Annotated in this window: 18 protein-coding genes and 1 riboswitch; of the genes, 12 read left to right on the top strand and 6 right to left on the bottom strand. The window is 68.1% G+C overall.

Annotated elements, in window-relative coordinates:
• Nucleotides 1–63 precede the first annotated feature (63 nt).
• From AC1DTF_RS24605 to AC1DTF_RS24615, 3 genes are read left to right on the top strand one after another with little or no spacing between them, the layout of a single operon-like run.
• Nucleotides 64–1,245, top strand: coding sequence for a glycosyltransferase (locus tag AC1DTF_RS24605; RefSeq protein ID WP_477475976.1), 1,182 nt, complete (start codon nucleotides 64–66; stop codon nucleotides 1,243–1,245).
• 29 nt (nucleotides 1,246–1,274) lie between these two features.
• Nucleotides 1,275–3,458: an RNA polymerase recycling motor ATPase HelR gene (helR, locus tag AC1DTF_RS24610; RefSeq protein ID WP_057168469.1), complete on the top strand. Its 2,184-nt coding sequence runs from the start codon at nucleotides 1,275–1,277 to the stop codon at nucleotides 3,456–3,458.
• A gap of 18 nt (nucleotides 3,459–3,476) precedes the next feature.
• Nucleotides 3,477–4,262 (top strand): TIGR03620 family F420-dependent LLM class oxidoreductase, encoded by a 786-nt coding sequence (locus tag AC1DTF_RS24615; RefSeq protein WP_057168470.1) that lies wholly within the window; start codon nucleotides 3,477–3,479, stop codon nucleotides 4,260–4,262.
• Here AC1DTF_RS24615 and AC1DTF_RS24620 read toward each other — a convergent pair.
• From AC1DTF_RS24620 to AC1DTF_RS24630, 3 genes are all read right to left on the bottom strand, one after another.
• Entirely contained in the window at nucleotides 4,259–4,528 is a 270-nt protein-coding gene (locus AC1DTF_RS24620; RefSeq protein ID WP_057168471.1) for a DUF2537 domain-containing protein, read from the bottom strand. The two genes, AC1DTF_RS24615 and AC1DTF_RS24620, sit on opposite strands and share 4 nt — an antisense overlap.
• Nucleotides 4,525–5,232: a TrmH family RNA methyltransferase gene (locus tag AC1DTF_RS24625; protein WP_477475977.1), complete on the bottom strand. Its 708-nt coding sequence runs from the start codon at nucleotides 5,230–5,232 to the stop codon at nucleotides 4,525–4,527. The genes AC1DTF_RS24620 and AC1DTF_RS24625 overlap by 4 nt, the downstream gene beginning before the upstream one ends.
• A gap of 109 nt (nucleotides 5,233–5,341) precedes the next feature.
• A complete protein-coding gene (locus AC1DTF_RS24630) occupies nucleotides 5,342–5,776 on the bottom strand; it encodes an Rv0880 family HTH-type transcriptional regulator (protein ID WP_477475978.1) in 435 nt (144 codons plus the stop codon).
• 44 nt (nucleotides 5,777–5,820) lie between these two features.
• On the opposite strand from AC1DTF_RS24630, the gene AC1DTF_RS24635 reads away from it, so the two are divergent.
• Complete coding sequence (locus AC1DTF_RS24635; protein ID WP_057168474.1) at nucleotides 5,821–6,072, top strand: DUF2530 domain-containing protein; 252 nt, start codon at nucleotides 5,821–5,823, stop codon at nucleotides 6,070–6,072.
• A 16-nt stretch (nucleotides 6,073–6,088) separates the two neighbouring features.
• Nucleotides 6,089–6,544 carry an SRPBCC family protein gene (locus tag AC1DTF_RS24640; protein ID WP_477475979.1) on the top strand — a complete coding sequence of 152 codons (456 nt, stop codon included), beginning with the start codon at nucleotides 6,089–6,091 and terminating at the stop codon, nucleotides 6,542–6,544.
• Here the strand turns inward: AC1DTF_RS24640 and AC1DTF_RS24645 are convergent.
• A complete protein-coding gene (locus tag AC1DTF_RS24645; RefSeq protein ID WP_057168476.1) occupies nucleotides 6,541–7,317 on the bottom strand; it encodes a DUF3027 domain-containing protein in 777 nt (258 codons plus the stop codon). The genes AC1DTF_RS24640 and AC1DTF_RS24645 overlap by 4 nt on opposite strands.
• A 159-nt stretch (nucleotides 7,318–7,476) precedes the next feature.
• Here AC1DTF_RS24645 and AC1DTF_RS24650 point away from each other — a divergent pair, with 159 nt between their 5' ends.
• Together AC1DTF_RS24650 and AC1DTF_RS24655 are read left to right on the top strand one after the other, a co-directional pair.
• Nucleotides 7,477–9,063: an MFS transporter gene (locus AC1DTF_RS24650; protein WP_057168477.1), complete on the top strand. Its 1,587-nt coding sequence runs from the start codon at nucleotides 7,477–7,479 to the stop codon at nucleotides 9,061–9,063.
• Nucleotides 9,060–9,593, top strand: a complete 534-nt coding sequence (locus AC1DTF_RS24655) for a DUF2771 domain-containing protein (RefSeq protein ID WP_477475980.1) — start codon at nucleotides 9,060–9,062, stop codon at nucleotides 9,591–9,593. The genes AC1DTF_RS24650 and AC1DTF_RS24655 overlap by 4 nt, the downstream gene beginning before the upstream one ends.
• Here AC1DTF_RS24655 and AC1DTF_RS24660 read toward each other — a convergent pair.
• The gene (locus tag AC1DTF_RS24660; protein WP_477475981.1) at nucleotides 9,578–10,582 is read right to left on the bottom strand and encodes a glutathione S-transferase family protein; all 1,005 of its coding nucleotides are present in this window, start codon (nucleotides 10,580–10,582) and stop codon (nucleotides 9,578–9,580) included. The genes AC1DTF_RS24655 and AC1DTF_RS24660 overlap by 16 nt on opposite strands.
• 119 nt (nucleotides 10,583–10,701) lie before the next feature.
• On the opposite strand from AC1DTF_RS24660, the gene AC1DTF_RS24665 reads away from it, so the two are divergent.
• Nucleotides 10,702–11,577 (top strand): endonuclease domain-containing protein, encoded by an 876-nt coding sequence (locus tag AC1DTF_RS24665; protein WP_477475982.1) that lies wholly within the window; start codon nucleotides 10,702–10,704, stop codon nucleotides 11,575–11,577.
• A gap of 32 nt (nucleotides 11,578–11,609) precedes the next feature.
• Here AC1DTF_RS24665 and AC1DTF_RS24670 read toward each other — a convergent pair whose 3' ends face one another.
• Nucleotides 11,610–12,020: a cold-shock protein gene (locus tag AC1DTF_RS24670; RefSeq protein WP_057168481.1), complete on the bottom strand. Its 411-nt coding sequence runs from the start codon at nucleotides 12,018–12,020 to the stop codon at nucleotides 11,610–11,612.
• A 123-nt stretch (nucleotides 12,021–12,143) separates the two neighbouring features.
• Here AC1DTF_RS24670 and AC1DTF_RS24675 point away from each other — a divergent pair, with 123 nt between their 5' ends.
• From AC1DTF_RS24675 to AC1DTF_RS24690, 4 genes are all read left to right on the top strand, one after another.
• Nucleotides 12,144–12,542 carry a YccF domain-containing protein gene (locus AC1DTF_RS24675; RefSeq protein WP_057168482.1) on the top strand — a complete coding sequence of 133 codons (399 nt, stop codon included), beginning with the start codon at nucleotides 12,144–12,146 and terminating at the stop codon, nucleotides 12,540–12,542.
• The gene (gene moaA, locus AC1DTF_RS24680; protein WP_477475983.1) at nucleotides 12,539–13,594 is read left to right on the top strand and encodes a GTP 3',8-cyclase MoaA; all 1,056 of its coding nucleotides are present in this window, start codon (nucleotides 12,539–12,541) and stop codon (nucleotides 13,592–13,594) included. Before AC1DTF_RS24675 ends, moaA begins: the two co-directional genes overlap by 4 nt.
• 2 nt (nucleotides 13,595–13,596) lie before the next feature.
• Nucleotides 13,597–13,854 carry a MoaD/ThiS family protein gene (locus AC1DTF_RS24685; protein WP_057168484.1) on the top strand — a complete coding sequence of 86 codons (258 nt, stop codon included), beginning with the start codon at nucleotides 13,597–13,599 and terminating at the stop codon, nucleotides 13,852–13,854.
• 247 nt (nucleotides 13,855–14,101) lie between these two features.
• Nucleotides 14,102–14,284: riboswitch (cyclic di-AMP (ydaO/yuaA leader) on the top strand.
• A gap of 9 nt (nucleotides 14,285–14,293) precedes the next feature.
• Nucleotides 14,294–14,795, top strand: a 502-nt coding sequence (locus AC1DTF_RS24690; RefSeq protein ID WP_477475984.1) for a transglycosylase family protein, incomplete at its 3' end; no start/stop codon positions are given.

Raw genomic sequence — 14,795 nt, forward strand, 5'->3', positions numbered from 1 at the left:
ACCCGGGTCATGCCGCAAAATCGCTCGCCTGAAAGAAAATTGACCACACCAGGGGGCCACATAATGCGAGTTCTGCTGTACACGTTCGGGTCGCGCGGGGATATCGAGCCACTGCTGGCGCTGGCGCTCGAACTGCACAAGCAGGGTGCCGACGCCCTGATCTGCGCGCCGCCGGACTTCACCGATCTGCTCGAGGCGGCCGGGGTGCCGATGGTGCCGACCGGACCCTCGGTGCGCGAGCTGGTGCACGTCCAGAAGGCCACCCATAAGGACGCGCCTGCACTCGCCGCAGCATTGGTGGCCGGCCAGTTCGAGCTGCTCGATACCGCCACGGAATGCGACGCCATCGTCGCGACCGGTTTGATGCCTGCCGGGATGCGCTCCATCGCCGAACTGCTCCACGTGCCCTACCGATGCGTCATGTTCACCCCGCAGGTGCTGCCGTCTCCGGACTACCGCCCGCTGCCGCGGCCGGGGAAACCGTTTCCCGATGGTGAGACCGACAACCGGGTGCTGTGGGATCTGGACGCCGAGAAGATCCAGGTGCTCTACGGCCCCGCGCTGAACGACAATCGGACAGCGAGAGGCCTGGAACCGGTGGACAACGTCCGAGACCACACGTTCACCGAATCCCCCTGGCTCGCGTCCGACCCGGTGCTGAGCCCGCTACACGCCCACCCCGGCTTCGACGTCGTGCAGACCGGCGCCTGGATCGTGCCCGATGAGCGCCCGCTACCACCCGATCTGCAGGCGTTCCTCGACGCCGGCCCGCCGCCGGTGTTCGTCGGCTTCGGCAGCGTGACCGCACCCGAGGAGGCCGCCCAGGTGGCCATCGAGGCGATCCGGGCCCATGGCCACCGGGTGCTGATCGGCAGCGGATGGGCGGGCCTGAGCACGGCCGATCCCGACAGTTTCGTCATTGGCGAGGTCAACCAGCAGGCACTTTTCCCGCGGGTGGCGGCGGTGATACACCACGGCGGCGCGGGCACCACGACAACCGCGGCGCGGGCCGGAGCACCGCAGGTGGTGGTTCCGCAGATCGTCGATCAGCCCTACTGGGCGGGCCGGGTCGCCGACCTGGGCATCGGGGTGGCGCACTACGACCCGACGCCGACCGTCCATTCACTCGCGGAGGCGCTTAGGCTGGTACTGACCCCCGAGACCCACACCAGAGCGATCGCCGTGGCCGGCACCATTCGCACCGACGGGGCGGCAAGGGCCGCAAAGATGCTGCTGAACGCGTGAACCAGAACTTACGAAACAACAAGGGGCACATGACAACCCAGGACTACCAGGCAGAACTAGAGGCCGAGCGCGGGTACGTGGCCGCGCTGTATGACCGGCTGGATGGCGAACGGGCGCGCGCCAAGGACCGCTATTCCGCGGCGCTCAAGGGCGATATCGACAAACAGGACGGGTCCACCCTGGTCAACCGCGACGCCGACGTGCGTGCGCTGGGCAAAGAGGTCAGCAGGCTCGACGTGGCCGACAGTGGACTGTGCTTCGGCCAACTCGAGAGCATCGAAGGTGAGCGGTCCTACATCGGGCGGCTCGGGTTGTTCGACAACGAGAACGACTACGAGCCGCTGCTACTGGACTGGCGGGCACCGGCGGCCCGGGCGTTCTATGTGGCCACCGCCGCCAGCCCGGAGAACATGCGGCGCAGGCGCCAGTTCCACACCCGCGGGCGCAAGGTCCTCGACTTCACTGATGAGGTGCTGGGCCGTCCCGACGCCGGTGAGCGCGGCGACGCCGCCCTGCTGGCGGCCGTCAACGCACCGCGCACCGAGGGCATGAGCGATATCGTCGCGACGATCCAGGCCGAGCAGGACGAGATCATCCGGCTCGATCAATCCGGGGTGCTCGTCATCGAGGGCGGCCCGGGCACCGGCAAGACAGTGGTGGCGCTGCACCGGGTGGCCTACCTGCTGTACACCCAGCGCGAGCGGATGGAGCGGCACGGCGTGCTGGTCATCGGCCCCAGCCCGGCGTTTCTCAACCACGTCGGCCGGGTGCTGCCCTCACTCGGTGAGACCAATGTCGTGTTCATGACCACCGGCGACCTCGTGCCGGGGCTGCACACCACCGCCGAGGATGCCCCGGATGCCGCGCGGGCCAAGGGTTCCCTGAAGATGCTCGACGTCCTCAAGGCCGCCGTCGCCGACCGTCAGCGCACCCCGGAGGATCCGCTGCCGATCAAGCTGGCCGACGTCACCGTGGAGATCAACGCCGAGGCCGCCGCCTGGGCGATCCAGGAGGCACGCGAGGCGGGGCTGCCGCACAACGACGCCCGGGCGGTGTTCACCGATGTCATCACCTGGGTGCTCACCGAACGCGCGATCGCGCGAATCGGCAAGGGCTGGTTGACCCGTGACGACAAGCAGGCCTGGGAGCATCTGCGCGCCGAACTGCTCGATGAGCTCGAAGATCACGATGCCTTCAAGGCTGCGCTGGACGAACTGTGGCCGGAACTGACACCGGAATCGCTGCTGGGTGCCCTCTACGAATCCCCCGAACGACTCAAGGCCGCCGGTGCCGACGAGTCGTTGTGGCGACAGGACGGGCGGGCCTGGACGGTGTCGGACGTCCCGCTGCTCGACGAGCTGGTGGATCTGCTCGGCGGGATCAAACCCGATGCGAACGCCGAGAAGGAACGCCAGGAGGAAGCCGCGTACGCCGCGGGCGTGCTGGATCTGATGGTGGCCCGCGAGGACCTGATGGACGATGAGGACCATCTGATCGCCGCGGATCTCATCGACGCCGAGGAGCTGGCCGACAGGTTCATCGAGCAGGACAACCGCGAACTGGCCGAACGCGCAGCCGCGGACCGGGATTGGACCTACCGCCACGTGGTGGTCGACGAGGCCCAGGAACTCTCGGAGATGGATTGGCGGGTGTTGATGCGGCGCTGCCCTGCGCGATCCTTCACCATCGTCGGCGACCTGGCGCAACGTCGTTCCGAAGCGGGTGCACGGTCCTGGGACACCATGCTGGCGCCGTATGTGAAGAAGCGCTGGGTGTATCGGCCGCTGACGGTGAACTACCGCACCCCGGCGGAGATCATGGCCGTCGCCGCCGCGGTGCTCGCCGAGTTCGCGCCAGGTATCCAGCCACCGGAATCGGTACGCTCGTGCGGCGTGCAGCCGTGGTCGAGGAAGGTGAGCGAAGACGAACTCGACACGGCGATCAAGGAATTCGTCGAGGACGAGGCGACCCGCGAGGGCACCAGCGTGGTGATCGGCCCGCCCGGGGTGCCCGGCACGGTGCCGGCCGCACTGACCAAGGGACTGGAGTTCGACGCCGTGCTGGTGGTTGCCCCGGAGCGGATCATCGCCGACGGCCCACGCGGGGCGGCCGAACTCTATGTCGCCCTGACCCGCGCCACCCAGCGTCTGGGCGTGTTGCACCACGGTGATCTGCCGCCGTCACTGAAAGGGCTTGACCTGAATGAAGGTTGAGGTTCTACCGTCCGACCCATGAGTGCGATCGGGCTGGCCAGCAGCAATCCGTACACCGATGACGCGGCCGTCGTCGCCGAGGAGGCGCGGCAGGCGCAGGACCTCGGGTACGCCACCTTGTGGCGGTCCGGCGACCTGCCGATGATCGCGGCGGCGGTGCGCGCCACCAGCACCATTCCGGTTGCCACCGGGATCATCTCGGTATCGCGGGTGCCGGCCGCCGACGTCATCGCCCTGCACGGCGACCTGGAACCGGGCCGGTTCGTGGTGGGAATCGGTGGTGCGCACGGTCCGCGGCCACTGGAGACCATCGGCGGTTATCTGGACGAACTGGATGCGGCCGGCATCCGCGCCGGAGTACTGGCCGCGCTCGGGCCGAACATGCTGGCGCTGGCACGTGAGCGTGCCGGCGGCGCGTACCCCTACTTGGTGACGCCCGAGTATGTGGCGCAGGCCCGAGAACAACTCGGGGCAGACCGCACCCTGGCGGTGCTGCAGATGGTGATCCCGCTGACCGATCGCGACGATGTGCGCCGGGCGGCATCCGGGCCACTGGAGTTCCTGGCCTGGAAACCGGGCGGGTACCGCCGAAACCTGTTGCGCCAGGGCTTCACCGAGGCCGATATCGATCAGGTGAGTGACCGGCTGCTCGACGGCATCACCGCCTGGGGTGAACCGCAGCGCATCGCCGAACGTGTCGCCGAATACCACGCGGCCGGTGCCGATCAGGTCGTGCTGCGCATCGTCGGTGCGGACGATATCGCCTTATGGCGGACGAAAATCGCTGCGATGCTGCTGAATTAAGAAAAAGCGAGGGCCAGCGCGACCACCCAGCCGACCGCCACACCGACCCCGGATCCCCACACGAACCACCGCCAGACCGGTAACTTGCGCCAGCCCCACACTGTGGGCGCCAGCCCTCCGACGGCGACCAGGTTCAGGCCCACCGCCAGCAGCGGGTGGATACTGATCAACCCGCGGCTGAGCACCACGATCGCCACGCCCACCACCGCGGCCACGAAGGCCGCGACCGTCAGGCCGGTGCCCCAGGGTGTGTCGGCTTCGGTCACGGGTCCAACCTAGCGCGCTCATAGAACGCGAGTGCGGCGGCGGTCGCGACGTTCAGCGAATCGGTGCCCCGCGACATCGGGATGCGCACCCGCACATCGGCGGACCGCATGGTGTGCTCCTTCAGGCCCGGCCCCTCGGCACCGACCATCATCGCCACCTTGTCCCCCGCCAGGTCGGCCATCGCCGACGCCAGCGTCGGCGCCTCCGGATTGGGCGTCATCGCCAACACCCGGAAGCCCTTGCCGCGCAACACCACAAGATCCTCGGGCCAGGATGTCGCCCACGCGTAGGGCACCAGCAGGGCGTGCCCCATCGAGACCCGCACCGCGCGCCGGTACAGCGGGTCCGCGCAACCGACACCGAATAGCACGCCGTCCACGCCCAGCCCGGCGGCATTGCGGAAGATCGACCCGAGGTTCTCGTGGTCGTTGACGCCCTCGAGCACCGCGACGGTGCGCGCATCCGCAATCACCTCGTCGACGGTCAACTCGCCCGGTCGCGGCGCGGCCGCCAGCACGCCGCGGTTGAGGTGAAATCCCACCGCGGCGGCCATCACCTCCGCAGTGGCCCGGTAGAACGGGACGTCGACGCCGGCCAGGTCCTCGGTCAGCTCCGCCAGCCTGCGGTCGGTGCCCAGCAGTGCGCGCGGACGGAACCGGGAGGCCAGCATGCGCTGCACCACCAGCACCCCCTCGGCGATCACCAGGCCCTTGCCGCTCGGCAGATCGGGACGTCGGTCGACGCTGTTGAGGTCGCGGAAATCATCGAGGCGCGGGTCGGCGGGATCCTCGATATCGACTATGTGAGCCAGTTCAGGCGCCTTCGTCCACGATGGCCAGCATCAGGTCCGCGGCGGCAACCAGGGTGGCTCGCTCATCGGCGGTCAGCTGGGCCAGCCGCTGGGACAGCCACTCCCGGCTGGCCCGGCGCTCGGCCTCGATCAGATCGACGCCGGCGGCAGACACCGACACCAGCACCTGCCGGCCGTCATCGGGGTGCGCGGTGCGGTCGACGAACCCGAGATCCACCAGCGAGGCGATCACCCTGGTCATCGACGGCGGACGCACCCGCTCGCGCGCGGCCAGCGCGCCGGGGGTCATCGGACCCTCCTTGAACACCGTGGCCAGCGCCGACAGCTGGGTCAGCGAGACGGGCGAATCGGGGCGACGGAACCGCAGCTGACGGGCCAGCCGCACCACGGCCAACGACAGATCGCTCGGTAACCGGGCATCCACGTCGTCAGTCACAGGTCCGAACAATACCCAGCGGCCATCGGCTAGGTTGACATGCGATGACCGCGAACCCGTCACCCGAGCCGCCCGCGCTGCCCGCGCGGTTGCTCGAACCGGCACCGGTGATCGTCGTGATCGCCATCGGCTGGCTGATCGCCGTGGTGCTGGCGTTCACCGTGCCCGGCCTGCACGACTGGCGGCCGATCACGCTGGCCGGACTGGGCGTCGGGCTGCTCGGCACCTCCATTTTCCTGCTGCAGCGCCGCTCCGCCCGTCGCGGTGATCGCGGTGCCCAGCAGGGTCTGACCTGAAGACCTGAGGAGAACCATGGGAGCCCCGCTACTGCAGGCGCAGATCGATATCGCCGCCCCGCCCGCCGAAGTCTGGGCGCTGATCTCGGATCTTGAGAAGATGCCGCAGTGGAGCCCGCAGTGCCGGTCCATGAAGGTGCTCGGCCCGATGCGGGTGGGCGCCAAGACACTGAACTTCAACCGGCGCGGCCGGATGTTCTGGCCGACGACGTCCACCGTCACCGAGATCGATCCGGAGCGCGCGCTCACCTTCCGGGTGGCGGCCAACGGCACCGAATGGAGCTTCGAACTGGAGCCGATCGAGGGTGGCACCCGGGTGGTGGAGAGCCGCCGCGCCCCCAACGGGGTCAAGAAGATGTCCAGCGCGGTGGTGAATGTGGCGTTCGGCGGGGTGCCCAGCTTCGAGGACGAACTCGTCGACGGCATGAACGAGACGCTCAGCCGTATCAAGGCCGCCGCCGAGCGCGGCTAGGTGTTCAGGTCGAGCACGCCGTCGTCATACGGCACGTAGAGCGGCGAACCGGTGCCCGCGGGCACCGGGGTGTCCGAATGGGCGCCACAACCGTAATCGCATTCCACGACGTGCCCGTCGGCGGACAATTCGTTGCAGCAGACCCCGAACAGGGTGCCCAGCGATCCGGACAGCGGAACGTAGAAACCGCAATCGCGGCACGTCCGGCGGGTGGCACGGGCCATGGCCGAGGCCGGACCGAACTCACTCTCGTGCCAGCGTTCGGCGGCGTCGAGGCGGCCTTCCAGACTGAGCACCCGGCGGCGGCCCAGCCCGACCTCACCGGCCAGCTCGTCGAGTTCGGGATCGCCGCTGGACATGTGACCCGGCACCAGGCGCGGGTCATCCGGCGGGGTGGCCAGCAGGTCACCGGGGCCGAGGTCACCCGGCTGGACACGCTCATCCCAGGGCACCCACTGCGGCGCCAGCAGCGCCGTCGGGCCCGGGACCAGCACTGCTTCGCTGACGGTCACATGGTCGGTACCTGGATAGCCGGCCACCACGACCGCCCACTGCCAGCCTTGATAACCGGGCAGCACGGCCAGGAAGCGGTGGGTGGCCGCGGTCTGATCGTCGAACACCGCACCGAGGTACTCGCCGACGCTGTCGGGGCCGCTGAGTTCCTCGACAGCGCTGCGGGCGGTATCGACGGCGCCCATCAACAGGGCCTCCAGTGCCGGCGGCCGCTCTTGCGGCAGCTCGATATCCGGGGCCTGCTCGGTCACTTCCGTCATGCTGTCCATCGGTGTCCATATTGCCTGACCATGCGCGCCAGAGCCACACCGGAGGCCTGCACACCGTGGCCGCCGGTTTGAGGGACAATCGACAACGTGTCTTCCCGGGATCCCCGCTACTACCCGCCGCGGCCTCCGTCCGGCGATGAGCACCCCGGCATGGCCAACTATCCGAGCGACGGTGAGATGCCCCGACGGGGGCCGCACCGGGAGCAGACCCCGAGCGCGAACCGCTGGTTGCCGCCCCTGGACGACAACGACGCGAACCGGCGCCGCACCGATCCCCCACCCCGGGCCGGCGCGGCCGCGGGTGAGCGTGTCACCGTCACCCGCGCGGCTGCCCAGCGCAGCCGGGAGATGGGTTCCAAGATGTACGGGCTGGTGCACCGGGCGGCCACGGCCGACGGTGCCGACAAGTCCGGGCTCACTGCGCTGACGTGGCCGGTGGTCGCGAACTTCGCGGTCGACGCCGCCATGGCGGTCGCACTGGCCAACACCTTGTTCTTCGCGGCGGCCTCCGGGGAGAGCAAGAGCAAGGTCGCGCTGTATCTGCTCATCACCATCGCCCCGTTCGCGGTGATCGCGCCGCTGATCGGTCCCGCGCTGGACCGGCTGCAGCACGGCCGGCGGATCGCGCTGGCGATGTCCTTCGTGGCGCGCACGGTGCTGGCGGTGGTGCTGATCGCCAACTACGACGGCGCCAACGGCAGCTTCCCGTCCTGGGTGCTCTACCCGTGTGCGCTCGGAATGATGGTGCTGTCCAAGTCATTCAGCGTGCTGCGCAGTGCGGTGACGCCGCGGGTGCTGCCACCGACCATCGATCTGGTGCGGGTGAACTCGCGGTTGACGACGTTCGGCCTGCTGTTCGGGACGGTGGTCGGCGGCGGCCTCGCGGCGGGCGCGGAGTACCTGTTCAACATGTTCGAGCTGCCCGGGGCGCTCTATGTGCTGGTGGCCGCGACCGTCGGGGGCGCCGTGCTGGCGATGCGCATCCCGAAGTGGGTCGAGGTCACCACCGGCGAGGTGCCGACCACCCTGAGCTATCACGGCGGCACCGACCAACTGCGGCGTCATCCGGAGCGTTCGGCGGCGCGGCAGCCGATGGGCCGCAACATCATCACCTCGCTCTGGGGTAACTGCACCATCAAGGTGATGGTCGGATTCCTGTTCCTCTATCCGGCGTTCGTCGCGAAGGCCCATGGCGACGGCGGCTGGGAACAGCTGCGCATCCTGGGGCTGATCGGTGCTGCCGCGGCGATCGGCAACTTCACCGGCAACTTCACCGCGGCGCGGCTGAAACTGGGCCGCCCGGCGCTGCTGGTGGTCCGCGCGGCGATCGCGGTGGCGCTGGCGGCGCTGGCCGCCGCGCTCACCGGCAACCTGATCGTCGTCGCGGTGGCCACGCTCATCACCTCCGGCGCCAGTGCCATCGCGAAGGCATCCCTGGATGCCTCACTGCAGGATGACCTTCCCGAGGAGTCGCGGGCCTCGGCGTTCGGCCGTTCCGAGTCGGTGTTGCAGCTGGCCTGGGTGATCGGCGGGGCGACCGGAGTGCTGATCTACACCGAGCTGTGGTCGGGATTCACCGTCATCACGGCGATTCTCATCCTGGGGCTGGCGCAGACACTGGTCAGCTACAACGGCGCATCACTCATCCCGGGATTCGGCGGTAACCGCCCGGTCCTGGCCGAAACCGAAGGCGGACCCCTGAACTCCTCCGAAAGCACCGCGGCGGGCCGACGATGAAGCGGGCGGTGGCACTGCTCGCGGTGGTCGTCCTGCTCGCCACGGCGGGCACCGGCGTGCTGGTGTGGCAGCTGAGCAAGGACCACGGCCCGCGTTATCCGGAGATCAGCGCCTTCTCGCACGGCAAGACGGTGCGGGTGGGGCCGTACTTCTACTGCGATGTGGTGAACCTCGACGCCTGCGAAAACCCGGAAACCACGGGCGAACTCACGATCACGTCGCGGGGCCCGGTGCAGCTGGCGGTGGATCCGCCGATCGCCGACGCCCCCTGGCTGCTGTTGCGCACCTATGAGGACGCCGATGCTCCCGTCGCACAGGAATTCCGGCCCGGCGCCGCGCAGGCGATCACCGTGCCCAGCGTCGACGCGCTGTACGGCAAGCTGACCGGCATCGTGGTGCAGCTGCCGACGCTGGTGCGCGATGAGGCCGGCAACGAGTTTCCGCTGCCGCACGCCGAGTGGTCGGTGCGCACGGTCTGGGAACCGTCCGAGGAGTACTCGGAGTCGGTTTCGGATTACCCCGCGGAGTGACCCGCCGGGACCTCCTCGCCGGCTTTCGTCGGACCGGGCGGGGTGCCGTCACCGAATGGTCTGCCGCCCAACRCTTCCCGGCCGTGCGGGGTCAGCCAGTTGGACAGGTCGGGACCCTTCGGTACGACCTGGGTGGGATTGATGTCGGCGTGCACGATGTAGTAGTGCTGCTTGATCTGCACGAAGTCGGTGGTGTCCCCGAAACCCGGAGTCTGGAACAGGTCGCGGGCGTAGGCCCACAGCACGGGTAGCTCGGCAAGCTTGGACCGGTTGCATTTGAAGTGCCCGTGGTAGACCGGATCAAACCGGGCCAGCGTGGTGAACAACCGGACATCGGCCTCGGTGATGGTGTCACCCACGAGATACCGCTGGGTGGACAGTCTTTCGGTCAGCCAGTCCAGCGCGGTGAACAGCCGGTCGTAGGCTTTGTCGTAGGCGTCCTGCGAGCCGGCGAACCCGCACCGGTACACGCCGTTGTTCACCTCGGTGTAGATGCGCTTGGMGACCTCGTCGATCTCGTCGCGCAGATTCTCCGGATAGAGCTGAGGTGCGCCCTCGCGGTGGTACTGGGTCCACTCGGTGGAGAAGTCCAGGGTGATCTGTGCGAAATCATTGGTGACGACCTTGCCGGTGAGCACGTCCACGATCGCGGGCACGGTGATGCCCTTCGGGTAGTCCGGGTCACGCTTGAAGTAGGCATCCTGGATGCGCGGGATTTTCAGCACCGGGTCGACGCCACCGGGGTCGAGGTCGAAGGTCCAGCTGCGCTCGTCATGGGTGGGTCCGCAAAAACCGATGGACAGCACGTCTTCCAGGCCGAGCAGACGCCGGACGATGATGGTCCGGTTGGCCCACGGGCAGGCTCGCGCGACGACGAGCCGGTAGCGACCGGACTCGACCGGATAGCCGTCGCGACCGTCGGCGGTGATGCGGGTGGTGATGTAGTTGGTGTCCCGATTGAACTCGCCCTGCTTGTTGACGTAGGTCATGGGGACCAGTGTTCCCGCCGAACGTCGAGTTGTCGTCGAGAAGTCAGCCGGACGCCGACGAAAAGTCGACGCTCGGCGAAACGTGGAACGCCCCGAGGCCGCGCGGAGTCCAACTACACATGGGCAATCCCAGGTGGCCGTTCCTCGGGACGGAGGCACGCGCCCAAGGACTCGTCACCGATCACCGTCTGCGCACCGCCTACGTTGCGGTGCACCGCAACGTCTACGTGCCGCGCGGAGTAGAACTCGACGCCACGGACAAGGCGGTGGCTGCGTGGTTGCGATCGGGACGTCGCGGGGTGTTGGCCGGGCTTTCGGCCGGCGCGCTCCACAACATGCGCTGGATCGACGCGAACCTGCCTGCGGAGCTGAACCGACAGTCCCGAGACAAGGTCAGCGGCATCGTGCTGCACAGCGATGTTCTCGCGGCAGACGAGATCTGTCAGCGGCGCGGCATGCCCACCACCACCGCCGCGCGCACCGCGTTCGACATCGGCCGCATCCGCGACGTGCAGACCGCCGTCATCCGCCTCGACGCCCTCCGTAACGCCACCCGCGTCAGCGTGGATCAGATCGACGGCATCGTTGCGCGCTACCCGGGTGCGCGAAGGATCTGCGTACTCCGAGAAGCCGTCGCCCTCTCCGACAGCGGCGCCGAGTCCCCGCAGGAAACACGAACGCGCCTGCTTCTCCTCAAGGACAAGCTCCCCACACCACGAACTCAGATCGAGGTCTACGACGACGACGCCTTCATTGCCCGGCTCGATATGGGTTGGCCCGAATACAAGGTGGCGGTGGAATTCGACGGCGCCCGGCACTGGACCGACGCACGGCAACGCAGCCGCGATATCGACCGCATCGCCGAACTCGAACGGTTGGGCTGGATCGTCATCAGGGTCAGTGCCGAGATGCTGCGCGCACGGCCGCACGTCATCCTGCGACGGGTACGACAAGCACTCATCCAACGTGGACTTGTCGTCGAGAAATCAGCCTGACGCCGACGAAAAGTCGACGTTCGCAGAAAGACCTAGGCGTCGAGCTCGGCGGCGACGGCCTTGACGACCTCGGATACCCGGCGGGCGACCTTGCGGTCGGGGTACTTGCCCTTGCGCAGATCGGGCTGGATGGTGTTCTCCAGCAGGGTGATCAGATCGCCGACCATGCCGTGCAGCTCGTCGGGGGTGTGCTTGTGCTCGACGGTCACCGCTTCGCGGCGCGTCTTGGCCAGGCTCGGCGGCGGGTCGATCAGCTTGACCTGCAGCGCCTGCGGACCGCGCCGCCCGGCAGCCAGTCCGAACTCGACCTTCTGTCCGGCCTTGAGTCCTTCAACACCCGAGGGCAGCGCCGACGAACGCACGTAGACGTCCTCGCCTTCCTCCTGAGAGAGGAAGCCGAAGCCCTTCTCGGAGTCGTACCACTTCACCTTGCCGGTCGGCACTGCTGTCACCCGTTCGTCTCTTTGATAGAACACATAAGTAATGCGTCCCGCCTGCGCAGGACGCAATGGGAGGCATCTTACTAGCCTCTCGGTAGGCTGGGAGCGACAGCCTCGGAGGAGACCATGCGCCTGATCCTGAACATCATCTGGTTGATCTTCGGTGGCCTGTGGCTGGCGCTCGGATATTTCCTGGCCGGAATCATCTGCTTCATCCTCATCATCACGATCCCGTTCGGGTTCGCGGCGTTCCGGATCGGCGTCTACGCGCTCTGGCCGTTCGGCTACACCGTCGTCGACAAACCCGGCCCACGGCCCGGCGCCGCCGTCGGCAACGTCATCTGGCTCATCGTCGCCGGTATCTGGCTGGCCATCGGGCATGTGCTGACGGCCATCGCCATGGCCGTCACCATCATCGGTATCCCGCTGGCCATCGCGAACATCAAGCTCATCCCGGTGTCGTTGCTGCCGCTCGGCAAGGAGATCGTCCCCTCGGACCAGCCGTTTGCCGGGGTATCGCGGTGACCTTGACCGAACTCGGGTTGCCRATGCCGGCCCGCCCGGTGGTCGCGGGCATGCCGGCCAGCGGCCCGCTGCTGGACACCTACGGCCGTGCCGCCACCGATCTGCGGGTGTCGCTGACCGACCGGTGCAATCTGCGCTGCACCTATTGCATGCCGGCCGAGGGCCTGGACTGGTTGCCCGACAGCCAGCTGCTCAGCGCCGACGAGCTGGCCCGGCTGCTGCGCATCGCGGTCACCCGGCTCGGCATCACCAGCGTGCGGTTCACCGGCGGCGAGCCACTGGTCTCCCCGCACCTGGAGCAGACCATCGCCGCGGCGGCCGCGCTGCGGCCCCGCCCGGAGATCGCGGTGACCACCAACGGGCTGGGCCTGGCCAAGCGTGCCGCGAGGCTCAAGGCGGCCGGGCTGAACCGGGTCAACGTCTCCCTGGACACCGTGAACGCCGAGCACTTCGCGCAGATCACCCGCCGCGACCGGTTGGCCGACGTGCTGGCCGGCCTCGCCGCAGCGGCCGATGCCGGGCTGGGCCCGATCAAGGTCAATGCCGTGCTGGACCCGCGCACCGGGCTCGACGATGCCGTGCCGCTGCTGCGGTTCTGCCTGGAGCACGGCTACCAGCTGCGCATCATCGAGCAGATGCCGCTGGACGCCGGGCACGAGTGGACCCGCGACAAGACGATCGACGCCGATATCGTGCTGACCACGCTGCGCAGGCATTTCGATCTGCGTCCCGATTCGGCTCCGCGCGGATCGGCCCCGGCGCAGTTGTGGCGGGTCGACGGCGGCGAGGGCACCGTCGGCGTCATCGCGTCGGTCTCCGAGTCGTTCTGCGGGGCGTGTGACCGCACCCGCCTGACCGCCGACGGTCAGATCCGCAGCTGCCTGTTCTCCTCGACCGAGACCGACCTGCGGGCGCTACTGCGCGACGGTGCCGACGATGACGCGCTCGAGGCGGCCTGGCGGACGGCCATGTGGGCCAAACCGGCCGGGCACGGCATCAACGATCCGAGCTTCATCCAGCCGGACCGGCCGATGAGCGCCATCGGCGGCTGAGCATGTCCGAAGTACAGATCACCGTCCGATATTTCGCCGCCGCACGGGCTGCTGCCGGAATCGAGACCGAAACGTTGTCGGTCCCGGCGGGCACCACGGTCGACGGGCTGGTCACCGGTCTGGCGGGTCGTGGACCCGAGCTGAAGAAAGTGCTCGCACGCTGCTCGTACCTGCGCGACGGCGTCGCGGTGCGAGATAAAAACGTCGTGCTTCAAACGCGCGAAACCGTCGATGTGTTACCCCCGTTCGCCGGCGGATAGTCGTGATTTGTGTCACATAACGAAATGGTCACAATGCGGCCACCTGCGGTTTGAGTCGTGAAAACACCTGCGGAAACGCCCGGATTGCCTGCGCCTTTAATGTCCTCTCATAGTTCTTAAGCACGGGAAACGCCGGAGCCCGACCGAGATGACGCCCGGTGGGAGAACGGTTACCGTCTTGCCAAGCCGTTCGACCCACATTGATCGGCCCGCCTTCCCCGATTGCGCCGAGCTCCATCCATCGGGACAAGGACAACCACGAACCACTGGATGGAGGCGGGGGACCCAACCGGTCCGCCGACAAGCAGACCAGGAACGCCACCACCGGTTCCTTGGGGTGAAGCCAGAAATCGTCTCCGACGATCAAGGCCGGGCTACCTCTCCTGCCCGAACCCGACAGCTGACCTCGCGGGCGCTGACGAGAGGAATTTCCAGTTCTATGAGTGGTCGGCACCGTAAGCCCACAACTTCTTCAGTAAGCGTCGCCAAGATCGCCTTCACCGGTGCGGTCATCGGCGGCGGCAGCCTCGCCCTCGCCGGTCAGGCCGGCGCCGCGACCGATGGCGAATGGGACACCGTCGCCAGCTGCGAGTCCGGCGGCAACTGGGCCATCAACACCGGCAACGGCTACCACGGCGGCCTGCAGTTCTCGCCGAGCACCTGGTCGGGTCACGGTGGCGGCGAATTCGCCCCCTCGGCATTCCTGGCCACCAAGGAAGAACAGATCGCTGTCGCCGAGCGCGTGCTCGCCAGCCAGGGCAAGGGCGCATGGCCCACCTGCGGACGCGGTCTGTCCGGCTCCACCCCGCGCAACGTCGTCGCCGAGCCTGCACCACAGCCGCTCGACAACCCCCTGATCAACGGCGAGCTGCCGCCGCCGCCCCCGCCGGCACCCGAGGTGCTGCCGCCCGCACCCATCGACGCGCTCGCCGCACCGGCCC

The sequence above is a fragment of the Mycobacterium sp. P4_H6 genome, from assembly GCF_056400845.1.

Coding starts and splice junctions, on each gene's coding strand:
- AC1DTF_RS24605 (WP_477475976.1), top strand. CDS start 64: ATGCGAGTTCTGCTGTACACGTTCGGGTCGCGCGGGGATATCGAGCCA.
- helR (WP_057168469.1), top strand. CDS start 1,275: ATGACAACCCAGGACTACCAGGCAGAACTAGAGGCCGAGCGCGGGTAC.
- AC1DTF_RS24615 (WP_057168470.1), top strand. CDS start 3,477: ATGAGTGCGATCGGGCTGGCCAGCAGCAATCCGTACACCGATGACGCG.
- AC1DTF_RS24635 (WP_057168474.1), top strand. CDS start 5,821: ATGACCGCGAACCCGTCACCCGAGCCGCCCGCGCTGCCCGCGCGGTTG.
- AC1DTF_RS24640 (WP_477475979.1), top strand. CDS start 6,089: ATGGGAGCCCCGCTACTGCAGGCGCAGATCGATATCGCCGCCCCGCCC.
- AC1DTF_RS24645 (WP_057168476.1), bottom strand. CDS start 7,317: ATGACGGAAGTGACCGAGCAGGCCCCGGATATCGAGCTGCCGCAAGAG.
- AC1DTF_RS24650 (WP_057168477.1), top strand. CDS start 7,477: ATGGCCAACTATCCGAGCGACGGTGAGATGCCCCGACGGGGGCCGCAC.
- AC1DTF_RS24655 (WP_477475980.1), top strand. CDS start 9,060: ATGAAGCGGGCGGTGGCACTGCTCGCGGTGGTCGTCCTGCTCGCCACG.
- AC1DTF_RS24665 (WP_477475982.1), top strand. CDS start 10,702: ATGGGCAATCCCAGGTGGCCGTTCCTCGGGACGGAGGCACGCGCCCAA.
- AC1DTF_RS24675 (WP_057168482.1), top strand. CDS start 12,144: ATGCGCCTGATCCTGAACATCATCTGGTTGATCTTCGGTGGCCTGTGG.
- AC1DTF_RS24685 (WP_057168484.1), top strand. CDS start 13,597: ATGTCCGAAGTACAGATCACCGTCCGATATTTCGCCGCCGCACGGGCT.